Source organism: Nocardiopsis akebiae (assembly GCF_018316795.1).
Taxonomy (GTDB): Bacteria; Actinomycetota; Actinomycetes; order Streptosporangiales; family Streptosporangiaceae; genus Nocardiopsis; species Nocardiopsis dassonvillei.
This window is the reverse complement of sequence record NZ_CP074132.1, coordinates 2,269,245-2,292,923: the sequence shown is the minus strand read 5'-3', so window position 1 is coordinate 2,292,923 and position 23,679 is coordinate 2,269,245. Positions and strand designations below refer to the sequence as shown.

Genomic DNA, 23,679 nt, shown 5'->3' with positions numbered 1-23,679 from the left:
GTTTCCCCGTTTCGGGTTACTGGATGAAGTAGATGGTGAAGAACAAAGCGATCCAGACCACATCGACGAAGTGCCAGTAGTAGGACACGACGATCGCGCTGGTCGCCTGCTGGTGGGTGAAGCGCTTCGCGGCGTACGTACGTCCCAACATGATGAGGAACGCGATCAGCCCACCGATGACGTGGAGTCCGTGGAAGCCCGTGGTCAGGTAGAACATCGACCCGTAAGCGCTCGACTGAAGAGTCAGGCCCCCGTGGAAGATGAGCTCGTAGTACTCATAGGCCTGCCCAAGGACGAAGAACAGGCCCATGAAGAACGTGATGAAGAACCACATACGCAGCTTCTTGACGTCACCGCGCTCGGCGGCCCAGACGCCGGCCTGCGCGGTGAAGCTCGAAGCCACCAGGACCACGGTGATCGCCGACGCCCACGGCACGTTCAGGTGGGTGTCGGGCCACTGCCCCAGGTCGGGGTTTCCGTTGGTCACCGATCGGATCGTGAAGTACATCGCGAACAGCGCAGCGAAGAACATGAGCTCGTTGGCCAACCAAACGATGGTGCCAACGCTCACCAGGTCAGGACGCTTTGCCGCACCATGTGCTGGTGTCGGTGCTGATTTTGGGTTCGCGGTTGCTGTCGCCACGCCAGCATTATTACGGCATCTCTGAGAGGGCCGTACCCGACTCTCCGTAACAGGGCGGGTCAGGCCCGGTACGGGGCGCTCTGGGACCCCGCACGGCCTGCTGGCACCGGTTGATCGTGACTCGGGCGTTACTGTATCGGCTTTGCCCCTCCAGTCACACCAGTAACATACCCAGAGTGACCGAAATTCGGGATCCCCTGCGGCTAGGGCGATCCAGCGCCCCACGGGTGACACCCCGGCTTACGACAGGTTACGGCAAGGCATCAAGAAAATCACCTTTTGATAACAGGGCTTGGGGGTGGGGTTAGCCCGTGCTCTGAATGTGGTGGCCCAGGTCTCAGTACCCGGCACGCCCTCCGGCCCCTCTCCTGTGCAGCGGAGCCGTGAGGCAATACAGTCAGAGGGCATACAGCCAACGAACGCCCCGGCCGCACCCCCGCGGCGACGGCCGCGGACAGAAGCGATGGGACGGTTGCGCGATGGTGGTCAGCGGTACGGACACGGGTGCCAGGATGCGCGTGCTGGTCTACAGCGACGACGCCGACACCCGCGAGCAGGTGCGACTGGCGGTCGGCCGACGCCCCTCGGCCGACGTTCCCCTCGTGGAGTTCGTCGAGTGCGCGACCGCGCCCATGGTCCTGCGCAGGCTGGAGGACACCGACCCCGCCGCGCGCGTGGACGTGGCGATCTTCGACGGCGAGGCCTCCCCCGTCGGCGGGATGGGCCTGTGCCGCCAGGTCAAGGACGAGATCTACCGCTGCCCGCCGGTCCTGCTGCTGGTGGGACGGCGCGACGACGGCTGGCTGGCCACCTGGTCCCAGGCCGAGCAGGTCGTCAGCCACCCGATCGACCCCGTCGCGCTCGCCGAGGCCCTGGCCGAGCTCATGCGCCAGCGGGTCGCGGCGGCCCTGAACGGGTGACACGCGTGCGAGACGGTCTCGGAACGGGCCACCGCGGCGACGCGGAGCCGCGCCGCCGCCGCGCGGTGGGCGCGGCCCTGCACCACGGCGCCGACATCGGGCGATGGCGCGCTCACGCCGCGCCCCTTCCTCCCCGCGCCTGAGGGCGGCCCGTGCGCCGCACCCCCGGCTCCTTCCGTGCCCGTTCCTTCACCGTGGAGCAACCCAGATGAACGTCCCCGCAGCCAACCCTCCCGCCGGACCCGGAGCAGCGGACTCCGACGAGCCGTCCGCCGTGACCGAGCGGACCTGGTCCAACCTCATCACCGCCCTGCTGGGCGGACGGACGCTGAGCGCCGACGACACCGCGTGGGCGATGAACGAGATCATGTCCGAGGCCGCGACCGACGCCCAGATCGCCGGGTTCGCCATCGCGCTGCGCGCCAAGGGCGAGAGCGTGTCGGAGGTGACCGGCCTCGCCCGGGGCATGCTCGACAACGCCGTGCGAATCCACGTTCCCGGACCGACCCTGGACATCGTCGGCACTGGCGGCGACCGCGCGCACACCGTGAACGTGTCCACGATGGCGGCGATCGTGGCCTCGGCCGCGGGCGCCCGCGTGGTCAAGCACGGCAACCGGGCGGCGTCCTCCTCCTGCGGCACAGCCGACGTGCTGGAGCGCTTGGGCGTGGTCCTGGACCTGCCGCCGGAGCTGACAGTGCGGGTGGCCGAGGAGGCGGGCATCGCCTTCTGCTTCGCCCCGGTCTTCCACCCCTCGTTCCGTTTCACCGCCAAGCCCCGCCGCGAACTGGCGGTGCCGACGGTGTTCAACTTCCTGGGCCCGCTGACCAACCCGGCCCAGCCCACCACCTCGGCCATCGGGGTGTTCGACGAGCGCATGTGCGAGGTGATCGCCGGGGTGTTCGCCCGCCGCGGCTCCTCGGCGCTGGTGTTCCGGGGCGACGACGGGCTGGACGAGCTGACCACCACGACCACCTCCACCGTGTGGGTGGTGGGCGACGGCGCGGCCCGGCGCGAGAGGCTCGACCCCGCCGACCTGGGTATCGCCCGTTCACGGCCCGAGGACCTGCGCGGCGGCGACGTCGGGTTCAACGCCCAGGCCGTGCGGGACCTCCTGGCGGGCCGCACCGGCCCGGTGCGCGACGCCGTGCTGCTCAACGCGGGCGCCGCCCTGGCCGCCGTGGACGGCATCCGGGGCCCCCTGCTGGAGTCGGTGCGCGCCGGGTACGAGCGGGCCGCCGCGGCGGTGGACAGCGGCGCCGCCGAACGCGCGCTGGAGCGCTGGGTGGAGACCAGCCAGCAGTACGCCAAGTCGCTGTGAACACGCGCCGGGGGCGCGGCGGCGGGGCGACCCGGTGCCGCGCCCGCGGCGTTCCGCCCGCCCGCCGGGGCCGGTGGTCCGCCCGCGGCGGGGCTCAGGCCTCGAAACGACGCTGCCAGGGGGTCTCCACCGCACGCGGCGAGTAGTGCGCGCGGACGTAGGCGACCGCCTCGTGCGCGGGGACCCCGTCCAGCACCGCCAGGCACGCCAGCGCCGTACCGGTGCGCCCGCGGCCGCCGCCGCAGGCGACCTCGACGCGTTCGGATCCGGCGCGCTCCCACGCCTCGCGCAGGGCCCCGCCCACGGCCCCGGGGTCGGAGGGCAGCCCGAAGTCGCGCCACCGCAGCCAGCGCCCCTCCCGGGCCACGGGCGCCGGTTCGCGGCCCAGCAGGTACAGACCGAGGTCGGGCGCGGGCCCGGACGGCGGCGGGCGCCTCAGACCCCGGCCGCGCACCAGCCTGACCGAGGGCAGGGCGAGCACCCCCGCCTCCTCCGCCTTCCAGGTACCGGCCACGACCGGCTACCAGCCCAGGGCGAAGGCCGACTCCAGGTCGTGCCTGGAGTAGGCCTGGAAGGAGATGTGGGTGTCGGAGGAGAGCACGCCGGGCACCTTGTTCACCCGGCCGGGGATCACCTCGGCCAGGTCCTCGTGCTTGCGCACCCGCACCATGGCGATGAGGTCGACGCCGCCGGTGACCGAGTAGACCTCGCTCACCCCGTCGATCTCCGCGATCGCCCCGGCGACCTCGGGGATGCGGTGGACGTCGGCCTTGATCATGACGATCGCGGTGATCACTGTGCCTCCAGGGCGGTTCCTCGGAAAATGTCGGGACGGGCGCGGCGACGGGGCGGGGGCGCACCAGGGCGTATGCCTAGTAGACGTCGGACAGCCGCGTCCCGGAGCGCCATCGCAGCCGGTAGACCACCAGTCCCACGACCACCCCCGCGACGAACCCGTACACGTGCGCCGCGTAGGCGACGCCGCCTCCGGCACCGGGGGCGCTCGATGTGGTGACGTAGAGAAGATACTGAAGAGCGAAGTAGCTGCCCACCACGGCCCACCCGGGCAGGCGCATCGGGATCACCCCGAACACCAGCGTGGTCACCCGGCTGCGGAACTGCACGACCAGGTAGGCGCCCAGCACGCCCGAGATGGCCCCGGACGCGCCCACCATGGGCGTGGCGGCGTCGACGTCGGTCAGCGCGAAGCCGTAGGCGGCGGCGACCCCGGTGGCCAGGTACAGCCCCGTGAAGCGCAGCTTGCCGATCCGGTCCTCCACCACGGGACCGAACACGAACAGGTACACCAGGTTGCCGATCAGGTGCCCGGGCCCGCTGTGCAGGAACATCGAGCTGAACACCGAGAACCACACCGGCTTGCCGTCGAGCTGCCCGCACTCGGGGACCGCGTGCGGCGCCAGGTCGGTCCGGCCCGTGATCTCGGCGGGCACCGCCCCCCAGTACATGAAGTAGTCCTGGATCGCGCAGAAGCGCTCGAACATGTCCGCCGGGTACCACACCGCGGTCAGCGCCTGCGGTGAGACCAGGTAGACGAGGACGTTGACCGCGACCAGCGTGTACGAGACGACGGGGACGCGGCGGACGGGGTAGTCGTCATTGAGCGGAAGCGCGGCCATGGGCCCAGTGTGTCATCCCGGTGTGCGCCTCGGCGCTGCGCAACGGGCATGTCCACTCCCCGTCGATCTCGACCAGCCGCGTGGCGGGGTCGGCGAGCCAGTCCAGGACCAGCTCGGTCTCCCCCGGGAGCGCGCCGGGGCTGGGCCCGCGCCCGGCGGGCACGTACTCGGCGGTGGCCACGAGGGACGCCAGGAACGCGGCGGGGTCGGTGCCCGGGCGCAGCACGGCGCTGGCGGCCAGGCGGCCGTGGCGAACCACGCAGGTCTCCCAGCCCGCGGCGGTGCGGCGGGAGGCGACCAGGTGCGCGACCGCGGCGATGGCCGACAGGCGCTGGGCCCGTCGGGCTCCGCGCAGGAACGCGGTGAGGCGGTCGCGCAGGTGCGCGGCCTCCTCGTAGCGCAGGTCGGCGGCGAGTTCGCCGATGCGCGCGGTGTGCGCGTCCACCACGGCGGCGGGGTCCCCGGTCATCGCCAGGCGCGCCGCCTCGGCGTGCACCGCGTACTCGGCCTCGCTCTCGCTGCCGTCGCAGGGCGCGCCGCAGCGGCCCAGCTGGGCCACCACGCACGGGCCCGTCCACCGCGCGCCCGAGGTGACCACCTGCGGGGCGACGCGGGCCCCGCCGCCGCTCCCCCCGACGGCCGCCTCAAGGGGCCGGAAGGTGTGCGTGCACTGGCGCAGCGGGAAGACCTGGAGCAGCGCCTCCCTGGCGCGCTCGGCCTCGCGGGGCGAGGCGTAGGGCCCGATGTGGGCCGCTCCCTCGCCGCCGACCGTGCGCACCACGGACAGGCGCGGGAAGGCGTCGGCGGTGAGCCGGACCCAGGAGGCCCGCTCGGGATTGCGCGAGCGACGGTTGTAGGGCGGTTTGCGTTCGGCGATGATGCGCAGCTCGCGGACGGAGGCCTCCAGCTCACTGGAGCACACGATGGGGGTCACGCCAGCCACCAGGCCCGCCATCTCACGGATGCGCTGGCGGCTCTCGGCCGCGGTGAAGTAGGTCCGCACCCGGCGGCGCAGGTTCTTGCTCTTGCCGACGTAGAGGCTCTCCCCGCGGGCGTCGGTGAACACGTACACGCCCGGCTCCTCCGGCAGGTCCTCGGCCAGGTGGCGCCTGCTGCGCTGGGCCTTGGTGGGCGGCTTGGTGACCGCGCGCAGCTCCTCCACGCTGGACACGCCCATGGGGCGCAGGCGCTCCACGAGCCCGTGCAGGACCCCGACGGTGGCGCGGGCGTCCTCCAGGGCTCGGTGGTTGGGCGCGACCGGAACCCCGAAGTAGGCCGCCAGCGTGGCCAGCCGGTGGTTGCGCGTCTCGCCGCGCGCGAGCACGGCGCGGGCCAGGCGCAGCGTGTCCACGACCGGGTAGCCGGGCCAGTCCGTGCCGTGGCGCTCGCACGCGGCCTTGAGGAAGCCGGTGTCGAAGGGCGCGTTGTGTGCCACCAGCACGGTGTCGGGTTCGGCGTCCAGGAAGGCCAGCAGCCGGGGAAGGACCTCCTCCATCGGCGGGGCCGAGGCAACCATCGACTGGGTGATCCCCGTCAGGAGGGTGATGTTGGCCGGTATGGGGGTACCTGGATCCACCAGGGTGGCGAACTCGCCGACGACCTCGCCGCCGCGCACCCTGACCGCGCCGACCTCCGTGATCCGGGAGCCGCTCGCGCTGGTTCCGGTGGTCTCCAGGTCCAGCACCACGAAGGACGCCGCGGCCAACGGCGTACCGAGGTCGCTGATGCTGGTTTGGACGCCGGCGGGCGCCGAGGACTGTCGAACCACCCGGTCAGGGTAGTCGGCGGCTGGGACAACCCGTCGGAATACGGCCTGACCTGCCCGACATGCAAAGATGTGGATCATCGGGGCGGCGGCCGGGCCGCCGCCCCGCCAGAGCACCAGACGAGGGAGGAACCGTGGGGATCGCGATGCCGGGTGACAGTGAGCGGTGGCGGTGCACCGGATGCGGCAATCTCACACGGTTCGACGTGACCCGCACCGTGCGCTCCCAGGACTACGTCCACCTGGATCTGGCCGGTGAGGGCGGGGTCGAGGAGCGCACCGTGCTCTCCGAGACCATCGAGCGGGTGCGGTGCCGCTGGTGCGGAGCCACCGACAGCGTCGAGATCATCGCCCGCCCCGACGCCGACCGGTCGGTCCCCGGTTCCTCGGCGGAGAGCCCGACGGGTCGGGCATGAGCGCCCGCCCCGGTGCGGGCGGCGACTCCGACGGCGGCGACCCGCTCGACGGTGGCGACCACCCGGCGCAGGACGGCGGCCGCGGCGTCGGCGATGACGGTGGTGACGGCAACGGCGGTGACGGCGGTGACGGCGGCGAACGGCTGGCCCGGCCGCTGCCAGAGCAGGTGCGCGCCCGGGTCGTCGAGTACGGCTCGGACGTGCTCGGCGGCATGCGCGCGAGCGACCTGCCCCCGCTGCTGCGCAGGGTCGCCAGGTTCGAGCCGCGCCGCAGGGCCCGGCTCGCGGGACCGCAGATCGCCGCCCAGCTGGAGAACGACGAGGCCTTCCGCGGCATGGTCGCGGCCCGCGTGGACCAGGTGTGGCCCGAGCTGGCCGAGGGCCTGCGCTCGGGCGTGGTGCCCCCCGCGGCCGACCCCGTGGCCGTGGCCGCCTCCGCCTACCTGCTGCGGCCCCCGGGATGGCCCGGCATCGTAGAGGACGTCCACCGGGAGTTGGAGCGCCAGACCAGCGCCAAGGAGGCGGACCAGGCCGCGGAGGCCCTGGACGCCGCCCGCCGCCAACTGGACGAGACCCGGCACGGCCACCAGGAGGAGCTGGAGCGGCTGCGGTCCCAGATCAGGGCCCAGCGCACCGAGATCGCCGAGCTGCGCCGCAAGGTGCACACCGAGCGCCAGCGGGCCAAGGAGGCCACCGAGCGGGCCTCGCGGGCGCTGACCGAGACGGCCGGACGCGAGTCGGAGTCGGCCGCGCGGGTCGGCGCGCTGGAGTCGCAGAACCGGCGGCTGAGATCGAGGCTGGCCGCCGCCGAGGCCCAGCTGGACAACGCCCGGCGGGCGGTGCGCGCCGGACGCAACGCCGACGAGGCGCGGCTGCGCGTGCTGCTGGACGTGCTGGTGGAGGCCTCCCACGGCCTGCGCCGCGAACTGGCGCTGCCCACCGTCCTGGACAGCCCCGCCGACCTGGTTGCCGAGACCGAGCAGCAGCGGCGGGTGTCGCTGGGCGGTCTGCCCGACGACGACCCCGGCCTGCTGGAGCACCTGCTCACCGCACCCCGCGTGCACCTGCTGGTGGACGGCTACAACGTCACCAAGACCGGCTACGGGACCCTCCCCCTGGCCGACCAGCGCACCCGGCTGATGAACTCCCTGGAGGGACTGGCCAGCCGGACCAAGGCCGAGATCACGTGCGTGTTCGACGGCGCGGACGTGGACACCCCGCCGGTGATGGCGGCGGCGCGCCGGGTGCGGCTGCTGTTCAGCGCGCCCGGGGAGACCGCGGACGAGCTGATCGTGCGGCTGGTGCGCGCCGAACCCCCCGGGCGGCCGATCGCGGTGGTCACCTCCGACCGCGAGATCGTGACGGCGGTGCGCCGCGCCGGGGCGCGCGCCGTGCCCTCGACGATCTTCCTGCGCCGCCTGGAGTCGCACGGCTGACGGGGGCCGGGCGCCCGCCGCACGTGCGGGCGCGCCCCCGCCCCGGCGCCGCGGGGACACACCGACCCCAGACGTTACCTCTTCGTTACCGTGCTCGGCCCGCGGCTCCCTCCCAGCAACGACGCGCGTGCCGCGGACCGCGGCACGCGCTGTGAAGACCGGCACGTACGGGGTCCCGTGGTTGAGCTGTGCAGAACGGTCCGCTAGGTTCTTCCCGGAACGTGAGTGCTCCACCGGACAGCAAGGCCGTGACTGAGCCCGCCGGTCGGGACCCGCACACTCACCCGCGCCCGCGCCCCCGCGCGGGCCCCGTCACTGTTCTCCCCGCACCCCTATGCGGACTTGCCCGACCCCAAGGAGCGTGGACCGCCATGAAGAACCCCGGTGGACGACGTACGGCTCGCCGATTCGCCGCCACGACCGGAATCAGCGCGGTCGTCGCGGGCACCATGCTCGTCCCGGGCACCGCCTACGCGGAGCCGACCCAGGACGAGGTCGAAGACAAGATCGAGGAGCTGCGCGAGGAGGTCTCCACCGCGGTCGAGGAGTACAACCAGGCCAAGGAGGACTACGACGTCGCCGAGACCCTCTACGAGGACCTCGACGAGCAGGTCGGCGACGAGGAGGAGCGCTACGAGGAGCTCCGCGGCAAGGTGCAGGAGCTCGCCAGCGCCACCTACCAGTCCGGCGACCTGGACTCCATGACCAACATCCTCTCCTCCGACGGCCCCGAGAGCCTGCTGGAGCAGAACGCCGACCTCAACTACCTGTCGGAGGCCCAGAAGGCCCAGCTCGACGAGTTCGGCGCCTCCCACGAGCGGCTGTTCGCCCTCAAGGACGAGGCCGAGGAGGCCCTGGAGGAGGCCGAGTCCGCGCTGGAGGAGGCCGAGGAGGCCAAGACCGGCGTCGAGGAGAAGCTGGAGGAGCAGGAGACGCTCCTGGCCCAGTTCCCCGACTCCGACCCGGCCGCCGAGGGCGCCGACGGCAGCGGCGGCCAGTCCTACACCGGCTCCGCCTCGGGCAGCGCGGGCGCGGCCCTGGACTTCGCCTACTCCAAGGTCGGGCTGCCCTACGTCTGGGGCGGCACCGGCCCCAACGGCTACGACTGCTCCGGCCTGGTCCAGGCGGCCTGGCGCGCGGGCGGCGTCGACCTGCCCCGCACCACCTACGCCCAGGCCGAGGTCGGCAACCGCATCTACGACATGAACGCCCTCCAGCCCGGCGACATCATGTTCTTCTTCGGCGGCCTGAGCCACGACGGGCTCTACGCCGGAAACGGCCAGATGGTGCACGCGCCCAGCAGCGGCCGCAACATCGAGGTCGTCGGCCTGGCCGCGTACTGGGCAAGCGAGTTCCAGTTCGCCGTCCGCCCGTAGAGGCGACCGGAGCACGCAGGGCCGTCACCCGCAGGGTGGCGGCCCGCCGCCGTTTAACGGACAACAACCCGGTTTTCGGACACGCAGCACCAACCGGTGGAACATCACGAAAAGGTTGAGAGCGACCCGGCGGATGCACTAGTGTTCATCGCCGAGCGCGGTCGCCACCTCATTCACCGCCCCCTGGCGGTGACGGCCGCGCCCCGGTCGGGCCGACCCACCCCGCGGGTCACGGCCCCGCATCCTCCCGGCCCCGCCCGGAAGGCCCCCAGCCCCCGCCCGGCGCATCCCTCGACCCTTCCCCACGGCATGGGACAAGGGGAGAAAGGTCTACCACGTGTTGGCATCCCGTCGCGTCCGCAGGCGCCGCACCGCGGCCCTGTCCTCCCTGACCGCCGCAGCCCTTCTGCTGCCCACCGCGGTGGCCCACGCCGATCCGACGGCCGAGGAGGTCCGCGAGGAGATCGAGGCCCTCGAAGAGGAGTACATCGAGCTCAACGCGGCCTACAACGAGGCCAAGGAGACGCACGAGGCCGCCCAGGAGGAGCTGGAGGGCATCCTGGAGGAGATCGAGGCCGCCGAGGAGAAGGTCGCCGAACTCGGCCTGGGCGCCCGCCGACTCGCCAGCTCCACCTACACCGGCGTCGACTTCACCTCCTTCCACCAGCTGCTCAGCTCCACCGGACCCGAGGACGCCCTGACCCACCAGGCCGACCTGGACTACCTGTCGGCCCAGAACGACGGCAACCTCGCCCAGTACGTCGCCGAACTGGAGAACCTGGAGATCCTGGAGGCCGAGGCCAGCGCCACCGAGGAGGAGGCCGCCGAGGCGCTCAAGCAGGCCGAGGAGGCCACCGAGGCGGCCGAGGAGGCCATCGACGAGCAGGAGGGCCTGCTCGAGGAGCTGACCGCGGAGGAACAGGCGATCGCCACCCAGAACGTCGGCCAGACCGGCGGCGGGGGCAGCGGTGGAAGCAGCGGAGGCGGAGGCGGCGGCAGCTACACCGGACCCGCCTCGGGCAACGCCAGGACCGCCCTGGACTTCGCATACGACCAGATCGGCAAGCCCTACGTCTGGGGCGGCACCGGACCCGGCGGCTACGACTGCTCCGGCCTGACCCAGGCCGCCTGGGCCGCCGCCGGGATCAGCCTGCCCCGCACCACCTACCAGCAGGTCAACGCGGGCCAGCGCGTCTCCTGGGAGAACAAGCAGCCCGGCGACCTGCTGTTCTTCTACCCCGGCGGCAGCGGCCCGGAGCACGTGGGCCTGTACGCGGGCGACAACGTCATGGTGCACGCCTCCACCTCGGCCCGCCCCATCGGCAGGGTCACCCTGAACGACTACTACCGCGCCAACTTCGTCACCGCCGTCCGCCCCTGACCGGCGCCCGGCCCCGGTGCCCCGCGACTGCGCGCGTCGCGGGGCACCGCCGTCTTCCGGCCCCGCCCCGCGCCGCGGCCCGACCCGCGTGGAACACCGCCCGCCGACCCAGCCGCGCCTAGACTCGCCCCTGTGCCGCGAACTCTGATCATCACCAACGACTTCCCGCCCAAGCCCGGCGGCATCGAGGCCTTCGTCCACGAGATGGCCCTGCGCCGCCCCCGCGGATCGGTCGTGGTCTACTGCTCCTCCCCCGCCCGGGCCGACGCCGCCGCCGACCCGCACTTCGACCTGCGCCAGCCCTTCCCCGTAGTGCGCGACGCCGCCCGCGTCCTGCTGCCCACGCCGCGGGTGGCGCGGCGGGCACGCGCCATCGCCGACTTGGAGGGCTGCGACACGGTGCTCTACGGCGCCGCCGCCCCGCTGGGACTGCTCGCCGCCGGACTGGGCGAGGGCACCTCCGTCAAACGCCAGGTGGCCATCAGCCACGGCCACGAGACCTGGTGGGCGACGATGCCCGGATCCCGCGAGGCGCTGCGCCGCATCGGCGACACCACCGACACCGTCACCTACCTGGGCGAGTACACCCGCCGCCACCTGGCCCGGGCCCTGTCCCCCGACGCGGCCGCCCGCATGCGCCGACTGACGCCCGGCGTGGACACCGAGGCCTTCCGGCCCGGCGTCGGCGGCGAGGAGGTCCGCGCCCGCCTGGGCCTGGGAGACCGCCCCGTGGTGCTGTGCGTGTCCCGGCTCGTGCCCCGCAAGGGCCAGGACACCCTGATCCGCGCTTGGCCCCGCGTCCTGGCCGAGGTGCCCGACGCGGTCCTGCTCGTCGTCGGCGACGGCCCCCACCGCCGGAGCCTGCTCTCGGCCGCGCGCGGAACGCCGTCAGTGGTCTTCACCGGCTCGGTCCCCCACCGCGACCTGCCGCCCTACTACGACGCCGCCGACGTGTTCGCCATGCCCTGCCGCAGCCGCAAGGGCGGCCTGGAGGCGGAGGGACTGGGCATCGTCTACCTGGAGGCCTCGGCCTGCGGCCTGCCGGTGGTCGCGGGGGACTCCGGGGGCGCACCCGCCACGGTCCGGGACGGCGAGACCGGCCTGGTCGTGGACGGCTCCCTGCCCGGCCCCTCCGCGCGCGCCCTCATCGCCCTGCTGAAGGACCCCGGGCGCGCCGCCCAGATGGGCGCACGCGGCCGCGCGTGGGTGAGCCGCTCCTGGACCTGGGAGCACACCGCCAGGCGTCTGGACGCCCTCCTGGAGGGCTCCCCGGAGCTGTCCGCCTAGATCGTCGATGGTGGTCTTCTGAATCTCCTGCGGACATAGCGAAGGGCGTCGAGGACCGGTGTGTCACGACCAACCCTGACGCCCTTCTGACCGCACTCTACGTGCACCTGGACGACCACGTCCTGCCTTCGCGCGAACGACCCGTCAAACGCGGCCTAGAGCCCCTCGCCGTGCACGGAACCGGGGGTGCCCGAACCGTCGGTCACCTGCGGCTCACCGGTCGCGCTCTGGCCCAGCCACTCGTCCCAGGACCGCTGCCAGAAGCCCCAGCCGTTGTCCCACTCCAGCTCCCGGTCGGTCCCGGTGGTCTCCAGGACGTCGCCCATGAGGGAGTTCTCGTAGAACCAGCGGGCGTCCTCCACCGACATGTTCGTGCAGCCGTTGGAGGTGTCGGCCGACCCGATCCGGTCGTTCCAGGGGGCGGCGTGGGCGAACTCGCCGCTGTTGGAGGTGCGCACCGCCCAGTCCACGTCGAGCTTGTAGTAGTCGGGCGAGTCCTCGGGGATGCCCAGGGTGGCCGCGTCCATGACCAGGGACTCGTACTTCTCCATGGTCAGGTGCGTCCCCGAGGTGGTGGTGTTGAAGCGCTTGGAGGCCTCGCCGTTGCTCACGGGGATGGTGCGCGCGGGCTCGCCGTCGATCTCCACCAGCATCTCCTGGTCGGGCACGTGCATGGTCGAGACCATCTCGCGGCCGACCTCGAACTCCAGGCGGTGGTTCCCGATCCCGTAGACGCCCTCGGAGGCCTCCACCCCCGACAGGCGCAGGTCCACGCTCACCTGCTGGTAGGGCTCCCAGTACTCGCGGGGGCGGAACACCGCGGTCTTGTCGCCGACCCAGTTCCAGGCGCCCTCCGCCCCCTGCTCGGAGGTCACCTCCATGGAGTTCTCCACCTGGGCCTTGTTGGTCACCGGCAGGTCGAAGTTGACGATGACCGGCATGCCCACGCCGACGGTGTCGCCGGAGGTGGGGAAGTTGGAGGCCAGTTCCAGACGCCGCCCGGGCACGGCCTCCTCTGTGGAGAACTCCACAACCGCCTCGGAGGTCTCCCCGGAGTCGTCCTCGGCGGTGGCGCGGACGGTGACCGCGGAGCCCGGGGCCAGGTTCCAGTCGCTCACCCACCGGGTGCCGTCCTCGCTCAGGGCACCGGTGAACTCCCACTGCTCGGCGTCCCCGGCCGCACCGGCGTCCTCGCCCTCCTCCACGGCGGGGGACTGCTCGACGCGGACGTCGGTGAGCGAGCCCTCCTCCACCGACACCCGCACCGGGGTGTCGGGGGCGACGGAGGAGGCCCCCTCCTCGGGGGTGACGCTGATCCGCGGCCCGGTCTCGGCCTCCTCGCTGGGAGCCGCGGCGGGCTCCTGCTGGGCGGGGCCGGTGCAGGCCGTCGCGGCGAGCGCGACCGCGGCGGCGGCCGCCGCCAGAGCGCGGGGTGCGCGAACTCGTCCCTTCACGACAAGGACCTCCAGCGTCCGTTGCGACGGGACCTCGGCGCGCGGGGCGCACCCGTGTCCGCGGTGCCCTGTCAGGTCAAGTGCAGGAAAACCCTACCCCGCTGAAGGGTCACGACACCGGGCGCCCGGACGGGAGTGCGCGAGGTCATGACGCGAACACCCGGGGGTGCCGACGGCCGCGCCACACGCGGTCCGGGCCGTGGCGGGAAAAACGGCCGGACGCGTCCCGGGGACGCGTCCGGCCGTCGGCGGGGGCCGTCGCGCGGTGCGGCGGCCAGACCCCCTAGTGCTGGAACTCGTTGCGGTAGTACTCGAAGATCCAACCGATGGCGGTGAGGATGATGGCGAAGGCGCCGATGAACACCATCCACCAGCCGATCGCCACGCCCACCGCGGTGAACGCCACGGCCAGCGCCACCCACAGCGGCCAGGCGCTGTGCGGGCTGAAGAAGCCGTACTCGCCGGAGTTCTCGGAGATCTCCCCGTCCAGCCGCTCCTCCGCGGGGAGCCCGTGGAAGTGCTCGCTGCGGCGGGCCGCCTGCCAGAGCCAGAAGCCGATCATCCAACCGAAGCCGATGGAGACCACCAGGGCGGTGGTGCCCGTCCACTCGATCGTGCCGGTGTCCTGCCAGGACCAGTACACGTACAGGGCGGCGGCCAGACCGAAGAAGGTCGAGACGCCCATGAACAGATAGGCCTGCGTCTTCATTGCGCCCTACTCCTTCGTGGCGCCCACCGGGACGGCGCCCGGGGCCGCGGCGTGCGGGTGGTTCAGGTCGAACGCGGGACGCTCGGAGCGGATCCGCGGCAGCGACGTGAAGTTGTGCCGCGGCGGCGGGCAGGACGTGGCCCACTCCAGCGAGCAGCCGTAGCCCCACGGGTCGTCCACGGTGACCAGCGGCGCCTTCTTCGAGGTGATGTACATGTTCCAGAAGAAGATCAGCGTCGAGGCCGCCAGCACGAACGAGGACACCGAGGAGATCTGGTTCAGCTCGGTGAAGCCGTCACTGGGCAGGTAGTCGGCGTAGCGGCGCGGGAAGCCGGCGGCGCCCAGCCAGTGCTGCACCAGGAACGTGCCGTGGAAGCCCAGGAACAGCAGCCAGAAGTGGAACTTGCCCAGCTTCTCGTTGAGCATCTTGCCGGTGAACTTGGGCCACCAGAAGTAGAAGCCCGCGAACATCGCGAACACCACCGTGCCGAAGACCACGTAGTGGAAGTGGGCCACCACGAAGTAGGAGTCGGTGACGTGGAAGTCGATCGGCGGGGAGGCCAGCAGCACACCGGTCAGACCGCCGAACAGGAAGGTCACCAGGAACCCGATGACGAAGAGCATCGGCGTCTCGAAGGTGATCTGGCCCCGCCACATCGTGCCGATCCAGTTGAAGAACTTCACACCGGTCGGGACCGCGATGAGGAAGCTCATGAACGAGAAGAACGGCAGCAGCACCGCACCCGTCGGGAACATGTGGTGCGCCCACACCGTCACCGACAGGCCGGTGATGGCGATGGTCGCCGCGACCAGGCTCTTGTAGCCGAAGATCGGCTTGCGGCTGAACACCGGGATGATCTCGGTCACGATGCCGAAGAACGGCAGCGCGATGATGTACACCTCGGGGTGGCCGAAGAACCAGAACAGGTGCTGCCACAGGATGGCACCGCCGTGCTCGGCGTTGAACACCTGGGTGCCGACCATGCGGTCCGCGCCCAGCGCGATCAGGGCCGCGGTCAGGACCGGGAACGCGATGAGCACCAGCACGCTGGTGAGCAGGGTGTTCCAGGTGAAGATCGGCATGCGGAACATCGTCATACCGGGCGCGCGCATGCACAGGCCGGTGGTGATGAAGTTGACCGCGCCCAGGATGGTGCCCAGACCCGAGACCACCAGGCCCAGGATCCACAGGTCACCGCCCAGACCCGGCGAGCGCACCGCGTCCGACAGCGGCGTGTAGGCGAACCAGCCGAAGCTGGCCGCGCCGCCCGGGGTCAGGAACCCGCTGATGGCGATGAGGCTGCCGAACAGGAACAGGTAGTAGCTGAACAGGTTCATCCTCGGGAACGCCACGTCGGGCGAACCGATCTGCAACGGCATGATCACGTTCGAGAACCCGACGAACAGCGGCGTCGCGAACATCAGCAGCATGATCGTGCCGTGCATGGTGAACAGCTGGTTGAACTGCTCGTTGGACATGGCCTGCATGCCCGGGAAGAACAGCTCGACGCGCATGAGCACCGCGAGCAGACCACCGAAGAGGAAGAACACGAAGGAGGTGATCAGGTACATGTACCCGATGACCTTGTGGTCGGTGGACGTCATCCATTTGACGATCATCGACCCCTTGCGCGACGGTGCCTGACCGCCCGCGAGAGTGGGGCTTGACGTGGTGGTGCTCATGACTGCTCATTCTCCTCGGCGTCGGACGCGCCGGAACCGGTGTCCTGCTCGTCGGCCTCGGAGCCGCCGCTGCCGGTGCCCTCCTCGTCGGTGCCGGCGCCCTCGGCGCCCGCGCCCTCGGCACCGGAGCCCTCACCGGAGGCCGGCTGGTCGCCGGTGTCGGCGGCCTCGAGCTCGGCCTCCTCGGCGGCCTGCTGCTGCTCGGCCGCCCAGGCGTCGTACTCGTCCTGGGGCAGGACCTGGACGTTGAAGAGCATGCGGGCGTGGTCCACACCGCACAGCTCGGCGCAGCGGCCCACGTACTCGCCCGCGGTGCCCTCGTTGATGTCGGCCTGGAAGGCGTTGTCCCGACCGGGGATGACGTCCATCTTGAAACCGAACTCGGGGATCCAGAACGAGTGGATGACGTCCGGCGAGTGCAGGTCGAAGTGGACGGTCGCGCCCTCGGGCAGCACCAGGGTCGTCTGGGTGGAGGGGTCGGCGGTGCCGTCCGGGTTGGGGATACCCGTCTCGGCGAAGAGCACCTCCCCGCCGTTCTCCTTCTTGTCGTCGAGGTAGTTGAACTGCCAGGCCCATTGGAAGGCCACGACCTCGATGTTGACGTCCGCCGGCTCGTCGGTGTCGAGCAGGATCGCCTGGTCCCGGGCGGTGAAGAAGAACAGCACCGAGATGATGACGATCGGCAGCACGGTGTAGAGCGCTTCGATGGGCATGTTGTACCGCACCTGCGGCGGCAACTGCTCAGAGCGCTTGCGGTGGAAGATGACCGACCAGACGATCAGCCCCCACACGAGAATGCCGACCGCGAAAGCCGCCACCCAGGAGCCCTGCCAGAGCGAGAGAACACGCTCGGCCTGGTTGGTGATCGGCTCCGGCATGCCCAAACGAGTGAGATCGTTCGACGCGCAGCCGGTCGCGGCCAGCCCCAGCACGGCGAGCGCGGCGCCGCGTGGTGCCCATCGGCGCAGGTTGCGGCGCCGATTCTCTTGGCGGGTCGGACTCACGGATTGCCTTCCCAGCGGTGTAGCCCGTGGAACCTCCACGGGCGGCCTAAGTATCCAAAGCTTTTCAGGGGGAAACATTATCGCGAACCGCCCAGCGGCCAGTTCAGGGGCTTGCCTGGTCAGCGTGTTGCCGACCCCCCTGGGCGGAGCTGGCGGCGGTACGTGGAGCCGGGCCCGTTCGCCCGCGGAGGATACCCTCCCGGCTGGCTACGGAGCGCGGCCCGGCGTTCCCCCGGGCCCTCTTCCCGATCGCGCCCCTTCCGCCTCTCGGGGGCGGCGTGGACGTTTCACGAGGAGAGAACAAGGTGAGCGTATCGCTGGATTTACGACGCCCTTAACCGGGTTCGCCTTAGGGACGGGACCAGGTCAGGATGGTCGTCACCAGACGACGACACACGGGGGTTTTCCGTGCCCGAGTACCCGCCCCGGCCTCCCCTGGTCACCGTGGAGGCGGTGGGCCGCAAGTGCCCGATCCCGATCATCATGCTCGCCGCCAGGCTGCACGAGGTGCCCATAGGCGCGGTCATCGCGGTCACCGCGGACGACCCCGCCGCCAGCGCGGACATCCCCGCCTGGTGCCGGATGAAGATGCACGAGTTCGTCGCGGAGCGGCCGCTGGCGCGAGGCAGCGCCTTCCACATCCGGCGCATGTACTGACCCGGCCCGGGCGGTCGTCCCGCAGCCGGGGGTGGGGCGGGGACCGCGGCTGGACCGGCAGGTAAGAGGAGGACCGAAACCCCGCGCCACGCGGCTCGGGGTTTCCGGTTCCGGTGCGATAACGATTCGCACCCCGCCGAATCCTGGGCGTGGCGCGTTCCACACCACCCCGGACACGGCGAGGCCGCGCGGACCGGGTCCGCGCGGCCTGACCTGCTCCGCGTCGGCCGCCCCCGGGGAGGAGGCGGCCGCGCACACGCCGAGGCGGGTGACTAGCGGGCGTAGAACTCCACGACCAGCTGCTCGTCGAAGGGCACCGGGATCTGCTCGCGCTTGGGGCGGTCGACGACCGCGACGCGCAGGTCCTTGTGGCTCACGGCGAGGAATCCGGCGATCTTGTCGTCGGCGTGGACGCCCTCGGCGGCCTCGACGAACGGCACCATGCTGCGGGACTTCTCCCGAACACTGATGATCTGACCCGGCTTGACCTGGTACGACGGGATGTCGACCTTCTTGCCGTCCACGGTGATGTGACCGTGGTTGACGAACTGACGCGCGGCGTAGATCGAGGCGGCCAGACCGGCGCGCAGCACGACCGTGGCCAGACGCAGCTCCAGCTCGGCGAGCATCTCCTCACCGGTGCGCCCCGTGCGCTTCTTCGCGCTCTCGTAGACGCGCAGCATCTGCTTCTCGGTCAGGTCGTAGTACCAGCGCACCTTCTGCTTCTCCGCCTGGCGGACCGCGTAGTCGCTGCTGTTGCGGCGGACGCGGCGGCCGTGCTCGCCGGGCGGGTAGGGACGCTTCTCGAAGTAGCTGACCGCCTTACGGGTCAGCGGGGTGCCGGCGCGCCGGGACAACCGCACCTTCGGTCCGGTGTAGCGCATGCAATGTCCTTTCCGGATGAATCCGGGGAATCCCAGGTAAGGCTGGCCTAGATCTGGGAGGCGCTCAACGCGCCCGAGTCCGCGCGGGCGCGCCGGAGCACGCACAGCGGGACAGGTTCCCCAACCGTCGCGGCGACCCGGCGCGGACGGCTTGGGCTGGGTAACCGGCACGCGTTTCAGCGCACCGGCGGGCACGGGGCTCCCCGTGCGGGACACCGGCTCCCAGGGAGCGGCGGCCGTGCGGGGCGCGGCCCGGTCCGGCAGGCGGACACGGGTCGTGCGGGTCGCGACTACCCACTCTACGGGCTCGCGGACACCACCCCGACCCGTCGACTACACGAAGGGCGCGACCTCGGCCGAGGCCTCGGCGCCGTAGGACTCCTCCAGACGCGCCAGGAGCGAGGCCCCCGTCAGGGTGTACTCCTGCGGCCCGTCGGCCTCCAGGCAGTGCACCGCGGTCGCGTTGCCCACCTGAGCGGCCCGCTCCAGCGACAGCCCCCACGAGTGCGCCGCCAGGAAGCCCGCACGGAACGCGTCCCCCATGCCGGTGGGGTCGACCAGCTCCCCCACCGCCGCGGCCGGCACGTGCACGCTCGGCTCCCCCACGCGGTCGATACGCGCGCCCTTGGCGCCCAGCGTGGTGATCCGGGTGCCCACCCGCTCCAGGACGTCGGCGTCGGACCAGCCCGTCTTCTGCTCGGCCAGCGCCTTCTCGTACTCGTTCGTGAACAGGAAGGCCGCACCCTCGATCAGGCCGCGCACCTCGGGCCCCTCCATCCGCGCCAGCTGCTGGGAGGGGTCGGCGGCGAAGGCGATGCCGCGGGTACGGCACTCCTCGCTGTGACGCACCATCGCGGCCGGGTCGTCCGCCCCGATCAGCACCAGGTCCAGCCCGCCCAGGCGGTCCGCGATCGGCTGGAGCTCGATGTTGCGCGCCTCGGCCATGGCCCCGGCGTAGAAGGACGCGATCTGGTTCTGGTCCCGGTCCGTGGTGCAGATGAACCGGGCGGTGTGGCGCAGCTCGGAGATGTAGACCGCGGAGGTGTCCACACCGTGGCGGTCCAGCCAGGCGCGGTAGTCCTCGAAGTCGGCCCCGGCCGCACCCACCAGCACCGGGTTGAGGCCGAACCCGCCCATCCCGAAGCAGATGTTGGCCGCGACACCGCCGCGCCGCACGTCCAGCTCGTCGATCAGGAAGGACAGCGACAACTGCTGGATCTGGTCGGGGATGATCTGTTCCGCGAAGCGGCCCTCGAAGGACATCAGATGGTCGGTGGCGATGGATCCGGCAACCGCGATACGCACGGGACGAAGACTCCTTGGTCGGGAGGTGTCGGTCTGCTGACCGGACGGGGCTGCGGGCATGGCAGAGGACGTGCCCGGTTCGGACTGCCCCAGGTTAGTGCAGCGCGCCCGCGGCCCAACGGACAACCGCCCCCAACCGCCCCATCCCGCACACGGGAAACCCCGCGCACGACGAAGGGGGAGGGCGGCACAAGCCGCCCTCCCCCGAAGAACCGCGTCCCCGGCCGACCCGGACCCCGGGGCCCGGCCCGCCCGACGACCGCACCCGGGACGCCTCACGCCCCGGGGCGCGTCCACCGCGGCACCCCGGGCCCACCGACCCGGGAGCGCACGGCGGGACGGCGCCCCCTAGTTGAAGGAGTCACCGCAGGCGCAGGAACCGGTGGCGTTGGGGTTGTCGATGGTGAAACCCTGCTTCTCGATGGTGTCGACGAAGTCGATCGTGGCGCCGATCAGGTAGGGGGAGCTCATCCGGTCGGTGACCACCTCCACACCGCCGAAGTCGCTGACCACGTCGCCGTCGAGCTCGCGCTCGTCGAAGTAGAGCTGGTAACGCAGCCCCGAGCAACCACCGGGCTGAACGGCCACGCGAAGACGCAGGTCGTCCCGCCCCTCCTGCTCAAGGAGCGCCCTGACCTTGCTGGACGCCTCGTCGGTGAGGATGATGCCCTCGGTGGTCTCGCTCTGAACCGTCATGCTGGAAAGCTCCTCTGGAAAGGGGTAGCGGCTGGCCGGCGACCCCCTTGGTCGCGTCTGGACCGGCCCGCCGCGGCGGGTCCCGTCCTCTTCAACGGTTCTCAACGCCCGACACCGGTACCGCATTCCTCGCGCACCGGCGGACACGGGCGTCACAGCGCCGCTGTGTTCTCCCCCGCCCCCGACCCGCACAGCGGACGGGGCCGCGGACGGGCACGGACGTGCCCGTCCTCCCAGGGTAATTTGTCCCGACCCGGGACGCCATCTCCCGCCCGGACCTGTGCACGAAGCCACCCGGCGCCCCGCCGCGCCCCGCGCAGCGGAAAGGGGCGGAGCCCGCCACGGGCCCCGCCCCTCCCCCACCGCGGCTCAGCCCTTGGCCAACGTGCCCAGGTACAGCTCGATCACGTTCGGATCGTTCAAAAGGTCCGCACCCGTACCGGTGTAGGCGTTGCGCCCCTGGTCCAGAACGTAACCGCGGTCACAGATCTGCAGACAGCGGCGCGCGTTCTGCTCCACCATGACCACCGACACACCAGTCCGGTTGACCTCCTTGACCCGCTGGAAGACCTCCTCCTGGTAGATCGGCGACAGACCCGCGGTCGGCTCGTCCAAAAGCAGCACCGACGGCTCCATCATCAGCGCACGCCCCATGGCCACCATCTGGCGCTCACCGCCCGACAGCGACCCGGCCTTGGCCTTGCGCCGGTCCGCCAGCAGCGGGAACAGCTCCGCCACCGCCGCGAACCGCTTCGTGAACGACCGCGGCCGCAGGAACGCCCCCATCTGGAGGTTCTCCTCGATGGTCAGCGACGGGAACACGTTCTGCGTCTGCGGAACGTAACCCACGCCCCGCTCCACCAGACCGTGCGCCGGCAGACCGGCGATGTCGGCCCCCCGCAGCGTCAGAGCGCCCTCCCGCACCGGGATCAACCCGAACACCGTCTTGATCAGCGTGGACTTACCCGCCCCGTTCGGGCCGATGATCGCCACGACCTCGCCCTCGGACAACGTCAGGGTGCACCCGTTGAGGATGTTCACCCCCGGCACGTACCCCGCCACCAGCTCACTGGCCAACAGCAGGTAGTCCTCCGGGCCGCCCACCGGCGCCGCCTCACCGGCCTGCTCCAACACCTCCTCACGGTGCTCCTGCACGGCGGCGGCCTCCTCGGCCTCCACCGGAACCTCGTCCGAAACCTTCGCCACCTTCTCCGGACTGGGCTTCGCGCTCTCAGTCATCACCACTCCCCGGGGCCTCGGCCGTCTCCTCCTGGGCACCCAGGTAGGCGTCGATCACCTGCTGGTTGGACCGGATGTCCGAAGGACGGCCCTCCGCGATCACCTGCCCCTGCGCGAGCACCACGATCCAGTCGCTGATCCCCATGATCACGTCCATGTCGTGCTCCACGAAGAGCACCGTCTTGCCCTCGTCGCGCAACGACGTGATGTGCCCCAGCAGCGACTGCACCAGCGCCGGGTTCACCCCCGCCATCGGCTCGTCCAGCATGATCATGGTCGGATCGGTCATCAGCGAACGCGCCATCTCCAACAGCTTGCGCTGACCGCCCGAGAGCGAACCCGCCATGTCCTCGCGCTTGTCGATGAGCTTGAAGCGCTCCAACAGGTCCAGCGCGCGACGCGTGTTCTCCTTCTCCTGCCCCTGCCACACCGGACGCAGGAACGCACCCGCCATCCGCTCACCGAACTGACCCGGCGCACCCAGCAGCATGTTGTCCAACACCGTCATCCGGGTCAGCGCCTTGGTCAACTGGAAGGTCCGCACCATCCCCGCACGCGCCACCTGGTGGCCGCGCCTGCCGTTGATCGGCTTGCCCTGGAAGGTCCAACGCCCCCCGTCCACCCGGTCGAAACCGGTCAACAGGTTGAACAGCGTCGACTTACCCGCACCGTTCGGACCGATCAACGCCGTGATCGTCCCCCGCTGCACCTCCAGGTGACCCACGTCCACCGCGGTCAGACCGCCGAAGGAACGGCGCACACCGTCCGCCACCAGGATCGGGTCCGGCTTCGCCGAACCCGGCACCGGCTCCGCACCGGCCACGCGGTCGACCCCGACCCCGGACCCGACGCCGCCGCCCACCTTGTCACTTGACATTGATCAGCATCTCCTTGCGGTCGCCGATGAGACCCTGCGGCCGGAAGACGATCAGCAACACCAGCAGCAGACCCACGAAGGCCAACTGGATCGCACCGTAGTCCGGACCGTCCAGGAACGGCAGCCACCCCATCGAGCCGAAGCCCTGGAGCACACCGTCGGTGAAGTTCATCAGGAACCAGAACGCCATCGCGCCCAGCACCGGACCGAACACCCGACCGGCACCGCCCAACAGCAGGATCACCCACAGGAAGAACGTCACCTGCGGCTTGAACTGGTCCGGCTGGATCGACGCCTGGTACACGGCCAGCATGCACCCCGCCAGGGCACCCACCAGACCACCCAGCACCAGCGCCTGCATCTTGTACGCGAACACGTTCTTGCCCAGGCTGCGGACCGCGTCCTCGTCCTCCCGGATGCCCTTGATGACACGCCCCCACGGACTGTGCATCAGCATCCACGTCAACCCGACCATCAACAGCACCAGGCCCCACGTCACCACCAGAACCCACAGGTGGTTGCCGTTGTAGGACAACGCCCCGAAACCGTAACGCTCACCCCCCTCGAACGGGTTGATCGCACGGAAGTCCGCCGCCAGGTTCTGCAACCCGTACACACCACCGGTCAACGGCTCGGCGAAACCCGCCCGGTACACCAGACGGATCACCTCCGCCGCCGCGATCGTGGTGATCGACAGGTAGTCCGCCCGCAACCGCAGCGTCGGAATGCCCAGCAACAGGGCCATCACGAACGCGCACAGCAGACCGACACCGAAACCCACCACCAACGGCAGGTCGAACACCGCCACACTGATGCCCACCCCGTAGGCGCCCACCAGCATGAAACCCACCTGGCCGAAGTTCAACAGCCCGGTGTAACCGAAGTGGAAGTTGAGGCCGACCGCCGCGAGCGCGTAGATCGCCGCGATCGGGCCGAGCGCCGACCGGGTGGACTCAGCGAGGATCGAAAGGATATCCATCGTCTTCTCT

At 71.1% G+C, this 23,679-nt stretch carries 23 protein-coding genes; 8 read left to right on the top strand and 15 right to left on the bottom strand.

The features are described 5' to 3' along the window. Positions 1 to 16 precede the first annotated feature (16 nt). Entirely contained in the window at positions 17 to 643 is a 627-nt protein-coding gene (ctaE, locus tag KGD83_RS09920) for an aa3-type cytochrome oxidase subunit III (protein ID WP_013154151.1), read from the bottom strand. 479 nt (positions 644 to 1,122) lie between these two features. Between ctaE and KGD83_RS09915 the strand changes: the two genes are divergently transcribed. Continuing rightward, complete coding sequence (locus KGD83_RS09915; protein WP_212643512.1) at positions 1,123 to 1,563, top strand: response regulator transcription factor; 441 nt, start codon at positions 1,123 to 1,125, stop codon at positions 1,561 to 1,563. 208 nt (positions 1,564 to 1,771) lie between these two features. Beyond that, positions 1,772 to 2,884 (top strand): anthranilate phosphoribosyltransferase, encoded by a 1,113-nt coding sequence (trpD, locus tag KGD83_RS09910; RefSeq protein ID WP_212643511.1) that lies wholly within the window; start codon positions 1,772 to 1,774, stop codon positions 2,882 to 2,884. A gap of 94 nt (positions 2,885 to 2,978) precedes the next feature. On the opposite strand, the gene KGD83_RS09905 is transcribed toward trpD, so the two are convergent. From KGD83_RS09905 to KGD83_RS09890, 4 genes are all read right to left on the bottom strand, one after another. After that, positions 2,979 to 3,398, bottom strand: a complete 420-nt coding sequence (locus tag KGD83_RS09905; RefSeq protein ID WP_212643510.1) for a phosphatase domain-containing protein — start codon at positions 3,396 to 3,398, stop codon at positions 2,979 to 2,981. Positions 3,399 to 3,404: 6 nt separating this feature from the next. Further along, positions 3,405 to 3,680, bottom strand: coding sequence for an Lrp/AsnC family transcriptional regulator (locus tag KGD83_RS09900; RefSeq protein WP_013154155.1), 276 nt, complete (start codon positions 3,678 to 3,680; stop codon positions 3,405 to 3,407). Between the two features lie 76 nt (positions 3,681 to 3,756). Continuing rightward, on the bottom strand, positions 3,757 to 4,521 hold the full coding sequence (locus KGD83_RS09895; protein ID WP_212643509.1) for a rhomboid family intramembrane serine protease: 765 nt from the start codon (positions 4,519 to 4,521) through the stop codon (positions 3,757 to 3,759). Next, positions 4,499 to 6,289 carry a DEDD exonuclease domain-containing protein gene (locus tag KGD83_RS09890; RefSeq protein ID WP_212643508.1) on the bottom strand — a complete coding sequence of 597 codons (1,791 nt, stop codon included), beginning with the start codon at positions 6,287 to 6,289 and terminating at the stop codon, positions 4,499 to 4,501. The genes KGD83_RS09895 and KGD83_RS09890 overlap by 23 nt, the downstream gene beginning before the upstream one ends. Positions 6,290 to 6,420: 131 nt before the next feature. On the opposite strand from KGD83_RS09890, the gene KGD83_RS09885 reads away from it, so the two are divergent. From KGD83_RS09885 to KGD83_RS09865, 5 genes are all read left to right on the top strand, one after another. After that, complete coding sequence (locus tag KGD83_RS09885) at positions 6,421 to 6,702, top strand: hypothetical protein (protein WP_013154158.1); 282 nt, start codon at positions 6,421 to 6,423, stop codon at positions 6,700 to 6,702. Then, the gene (locus tag KGD83_RS09880) at positions 6,699 to 8,138 is read left to right on the top strand and encodes an NYN domain-containing protein (RefSeq protein ID WP_212643507.1); all 1,440 of its coding nucleotides are present in this window, start codon (positions 6,699 to 6,701) and stop codon (positions 8,136 to 8,138) included. Before KGD83_RS09885 ends, KGD83_RS09880 begins: the two co-directional genes overlap by 4 nt. Positions 8,139 to 8,509: 371 nt before the next feature. Next, positions 8,510 to 9,514, top strand: a complete 1,005-nt coding sequence (locus KGD83_RS09875) for a C40 family peptidase (protein WP_212643506.1) — start codon at positions 8,510 to 8,512, stop codon at positions 9,512 to 9,514. Between the two features lie 337 nt (positions 9,515 to 9,851). Continuing rightward, entirely contained in the window at positions 9,852 to 10,895 is a 1,044-nt protein-coding gene (locus tag KGD83_RS09870; protein ID WP_212643505.1) for a C40 family peptidase, read from the top strand. A 132-nt stretch (positions 10,896 to 11,027) separates the two neighbouring features. Next, entirely contained in the window at positions 11,028 to 12,182 is a 1,155-nt protein-coding gene (locus KGD83_RS09865; protein WP_212643504.1) for a glycosyltransferase family 4 protein, read from the top strand. A 155-nt stretch (positions 12,183 to 12,337) separates the two neighbouring features. Here the strand turns inward: KGD83_RS09865 and KGD83_RS09860 are convergent, their stop codons facing one another. The 4 genes from KGD83_RS09860 to ctaC all read right to left on the bottom strand — a co-directional run bounded on the left by KGD83_RS09860 (position 12,338) and on the right by ctaC (position 17,032). After that, positions 12,338 to 13,636 (bottom strand): L,D-transpeptidase, encoded by a 1,299-nt coding sequence (locus tag KGD83_RS09860; protein WP_212643503.1) that lies wholly within the window; start codon positions 13,634 to 13,636, stop codon positions 12,338 to 12,340. A 283-nt stretch (positions 13,637 to 13,919) separates the two neighbouring features. After that, complete coding sequence (locus KGD83_RS09855) at positions 13,920 to 14,345, bottom strand: cytochrome c oxidase subunit 4 (protein WP_013154164.1); 426 nt, start codon at positions 14,343 to 14,345, stop codon at positions 13,920 to 13,922. Positions 14,346 to 14,351: 6 nt separating this feature from the next. After that, positions 14,352 to 16,028, bottom strand: a complete 1,677-nt coding sequence (ctaD, locus tag KGD83_RS09850; protein ID WP_212643502.1) for an aa3-type cytochrome oxidase subunit I — start codon at positions 16,026 to 16,028, stop codon at positions 14,352 to 14,354. Beyond that, positions 16,025 to 17,032: an aa3-type cytochrome oxidase subunit II gene (gene ctaC, locus KGD83_RS09845; protein WP_444960688.1), complete on the bottom strand. Its 1,008-nt coding sequence runs from the start codon at positions 17,030 to 17,032 to the stop codon at positions 16,025 to 16,027. The genes ctaD and ctaC overlap by 4 nt, the downstream gene beginning before the upstream one ends. 408 nt (positions 17,033 to 17,440) lie before the next feature. On the opposite strand from ctaC, the gene KGD83_RS09840 reads away from it, so the two are divergent. Then, complete coding sequence (locus KGD83_RS09840) at positions 17,441 to 17,689, top strand: sulfurtransferase TusA family protein (RefSeq protein WP_212643501.1); 249 nt, start codon at positions 17,441 to 17,443, stop codon at positions 17,687 to 17,689. Between the two features lie 272 nt (positions 17,690 to 17,961). On the opposite strand, the gene rpsD is transcribed toward KGD83_RS09840, so the two are convergent. The 6 genes from rpsD to KGD83_RS09810 form a co-directional block, all read right to left on the bottom strand. Then, a complete protein-coding gene (rpsD, locus tag KGD83_RS09835; protein WP_047872013.1) occupies positions 17,962 to 18,573 on the bottom strand; it encodes a 30S ribosomal protein S4 in 612 nt (203 codons plus the stop codon). Between the two features lie 333 nt (positions 18,574 to 18,906). Further along, positions 18,907 to 19,878 carry a carbohydrate kinase family protein gene (locus KGD83_RS09830; RefSeq protein ID WP_212643500.1) on the bottom strand — a complete coding sequence of 324 codons (972 nt, stop codon included), beginning with the start codon at positions 19,876 to 19,878 and terminating at the stop codon, positions 18,907 to 18,909. A gap of 348 nt (positions 19,879 to 20,226) precedes the next feature. Next, positions 20,227 to 20,574, bottom strand: a complete 348-nt coding sequence (locus KGD83_RS09825; RefSeq protein ID WP_013154170.1) for a HesB/IscA family protein — start codon at positions 20,572 to 20,574, stop codon at positions 20,227 to 20,229. 369 nt (positions 20,575 to 20,943) lie between these two features. After that, positions 20,944 to 21,813, bottom strand: a complete 870-nt coding sequence (locus KGD83_RS09820; protein ID WP_212643499.1) for an ABC transporter ATP-binding protein — start codon at positions 21,811 to 21,813, stop codon at positions 20,944 to 20,946. Further along, positions 21,806 to 22,690 carry an ABC transporter ATP-binding protein gene (locus KGD83_RS09815; protein ID WP_212643498.1) on the bottom strand — a complete coding sequence of 295 codons (885 nt, stop codon included), beginning with the start codon at positions 22,688 to 22,690 and terminating at the stop codon, positions 21,806 to 21,808. Before KGD83_RS09815 ends, KGD83_RS09820 begins: the two co-directional genes overlap by 8 nt. After that, complete coding sequence (locus KGD83_RS09810) at positions 22,680 to 23,669, bottom strand: branched-chain amino acid ABC transporter permease (RefSeq protein WP_212643497.1); 990 nt, start codon at positions 23,667 to 23,669, stop codon at positions 22,680 to 22,682. The genes KGD83_RS09815 and KGD83_RS09810 overlap by 11 nt, the downstream gene beginning before the upstream one ends. Between the last annotated feature and the right edge of the window lie 10 nt (positions 23,670 to 23,679).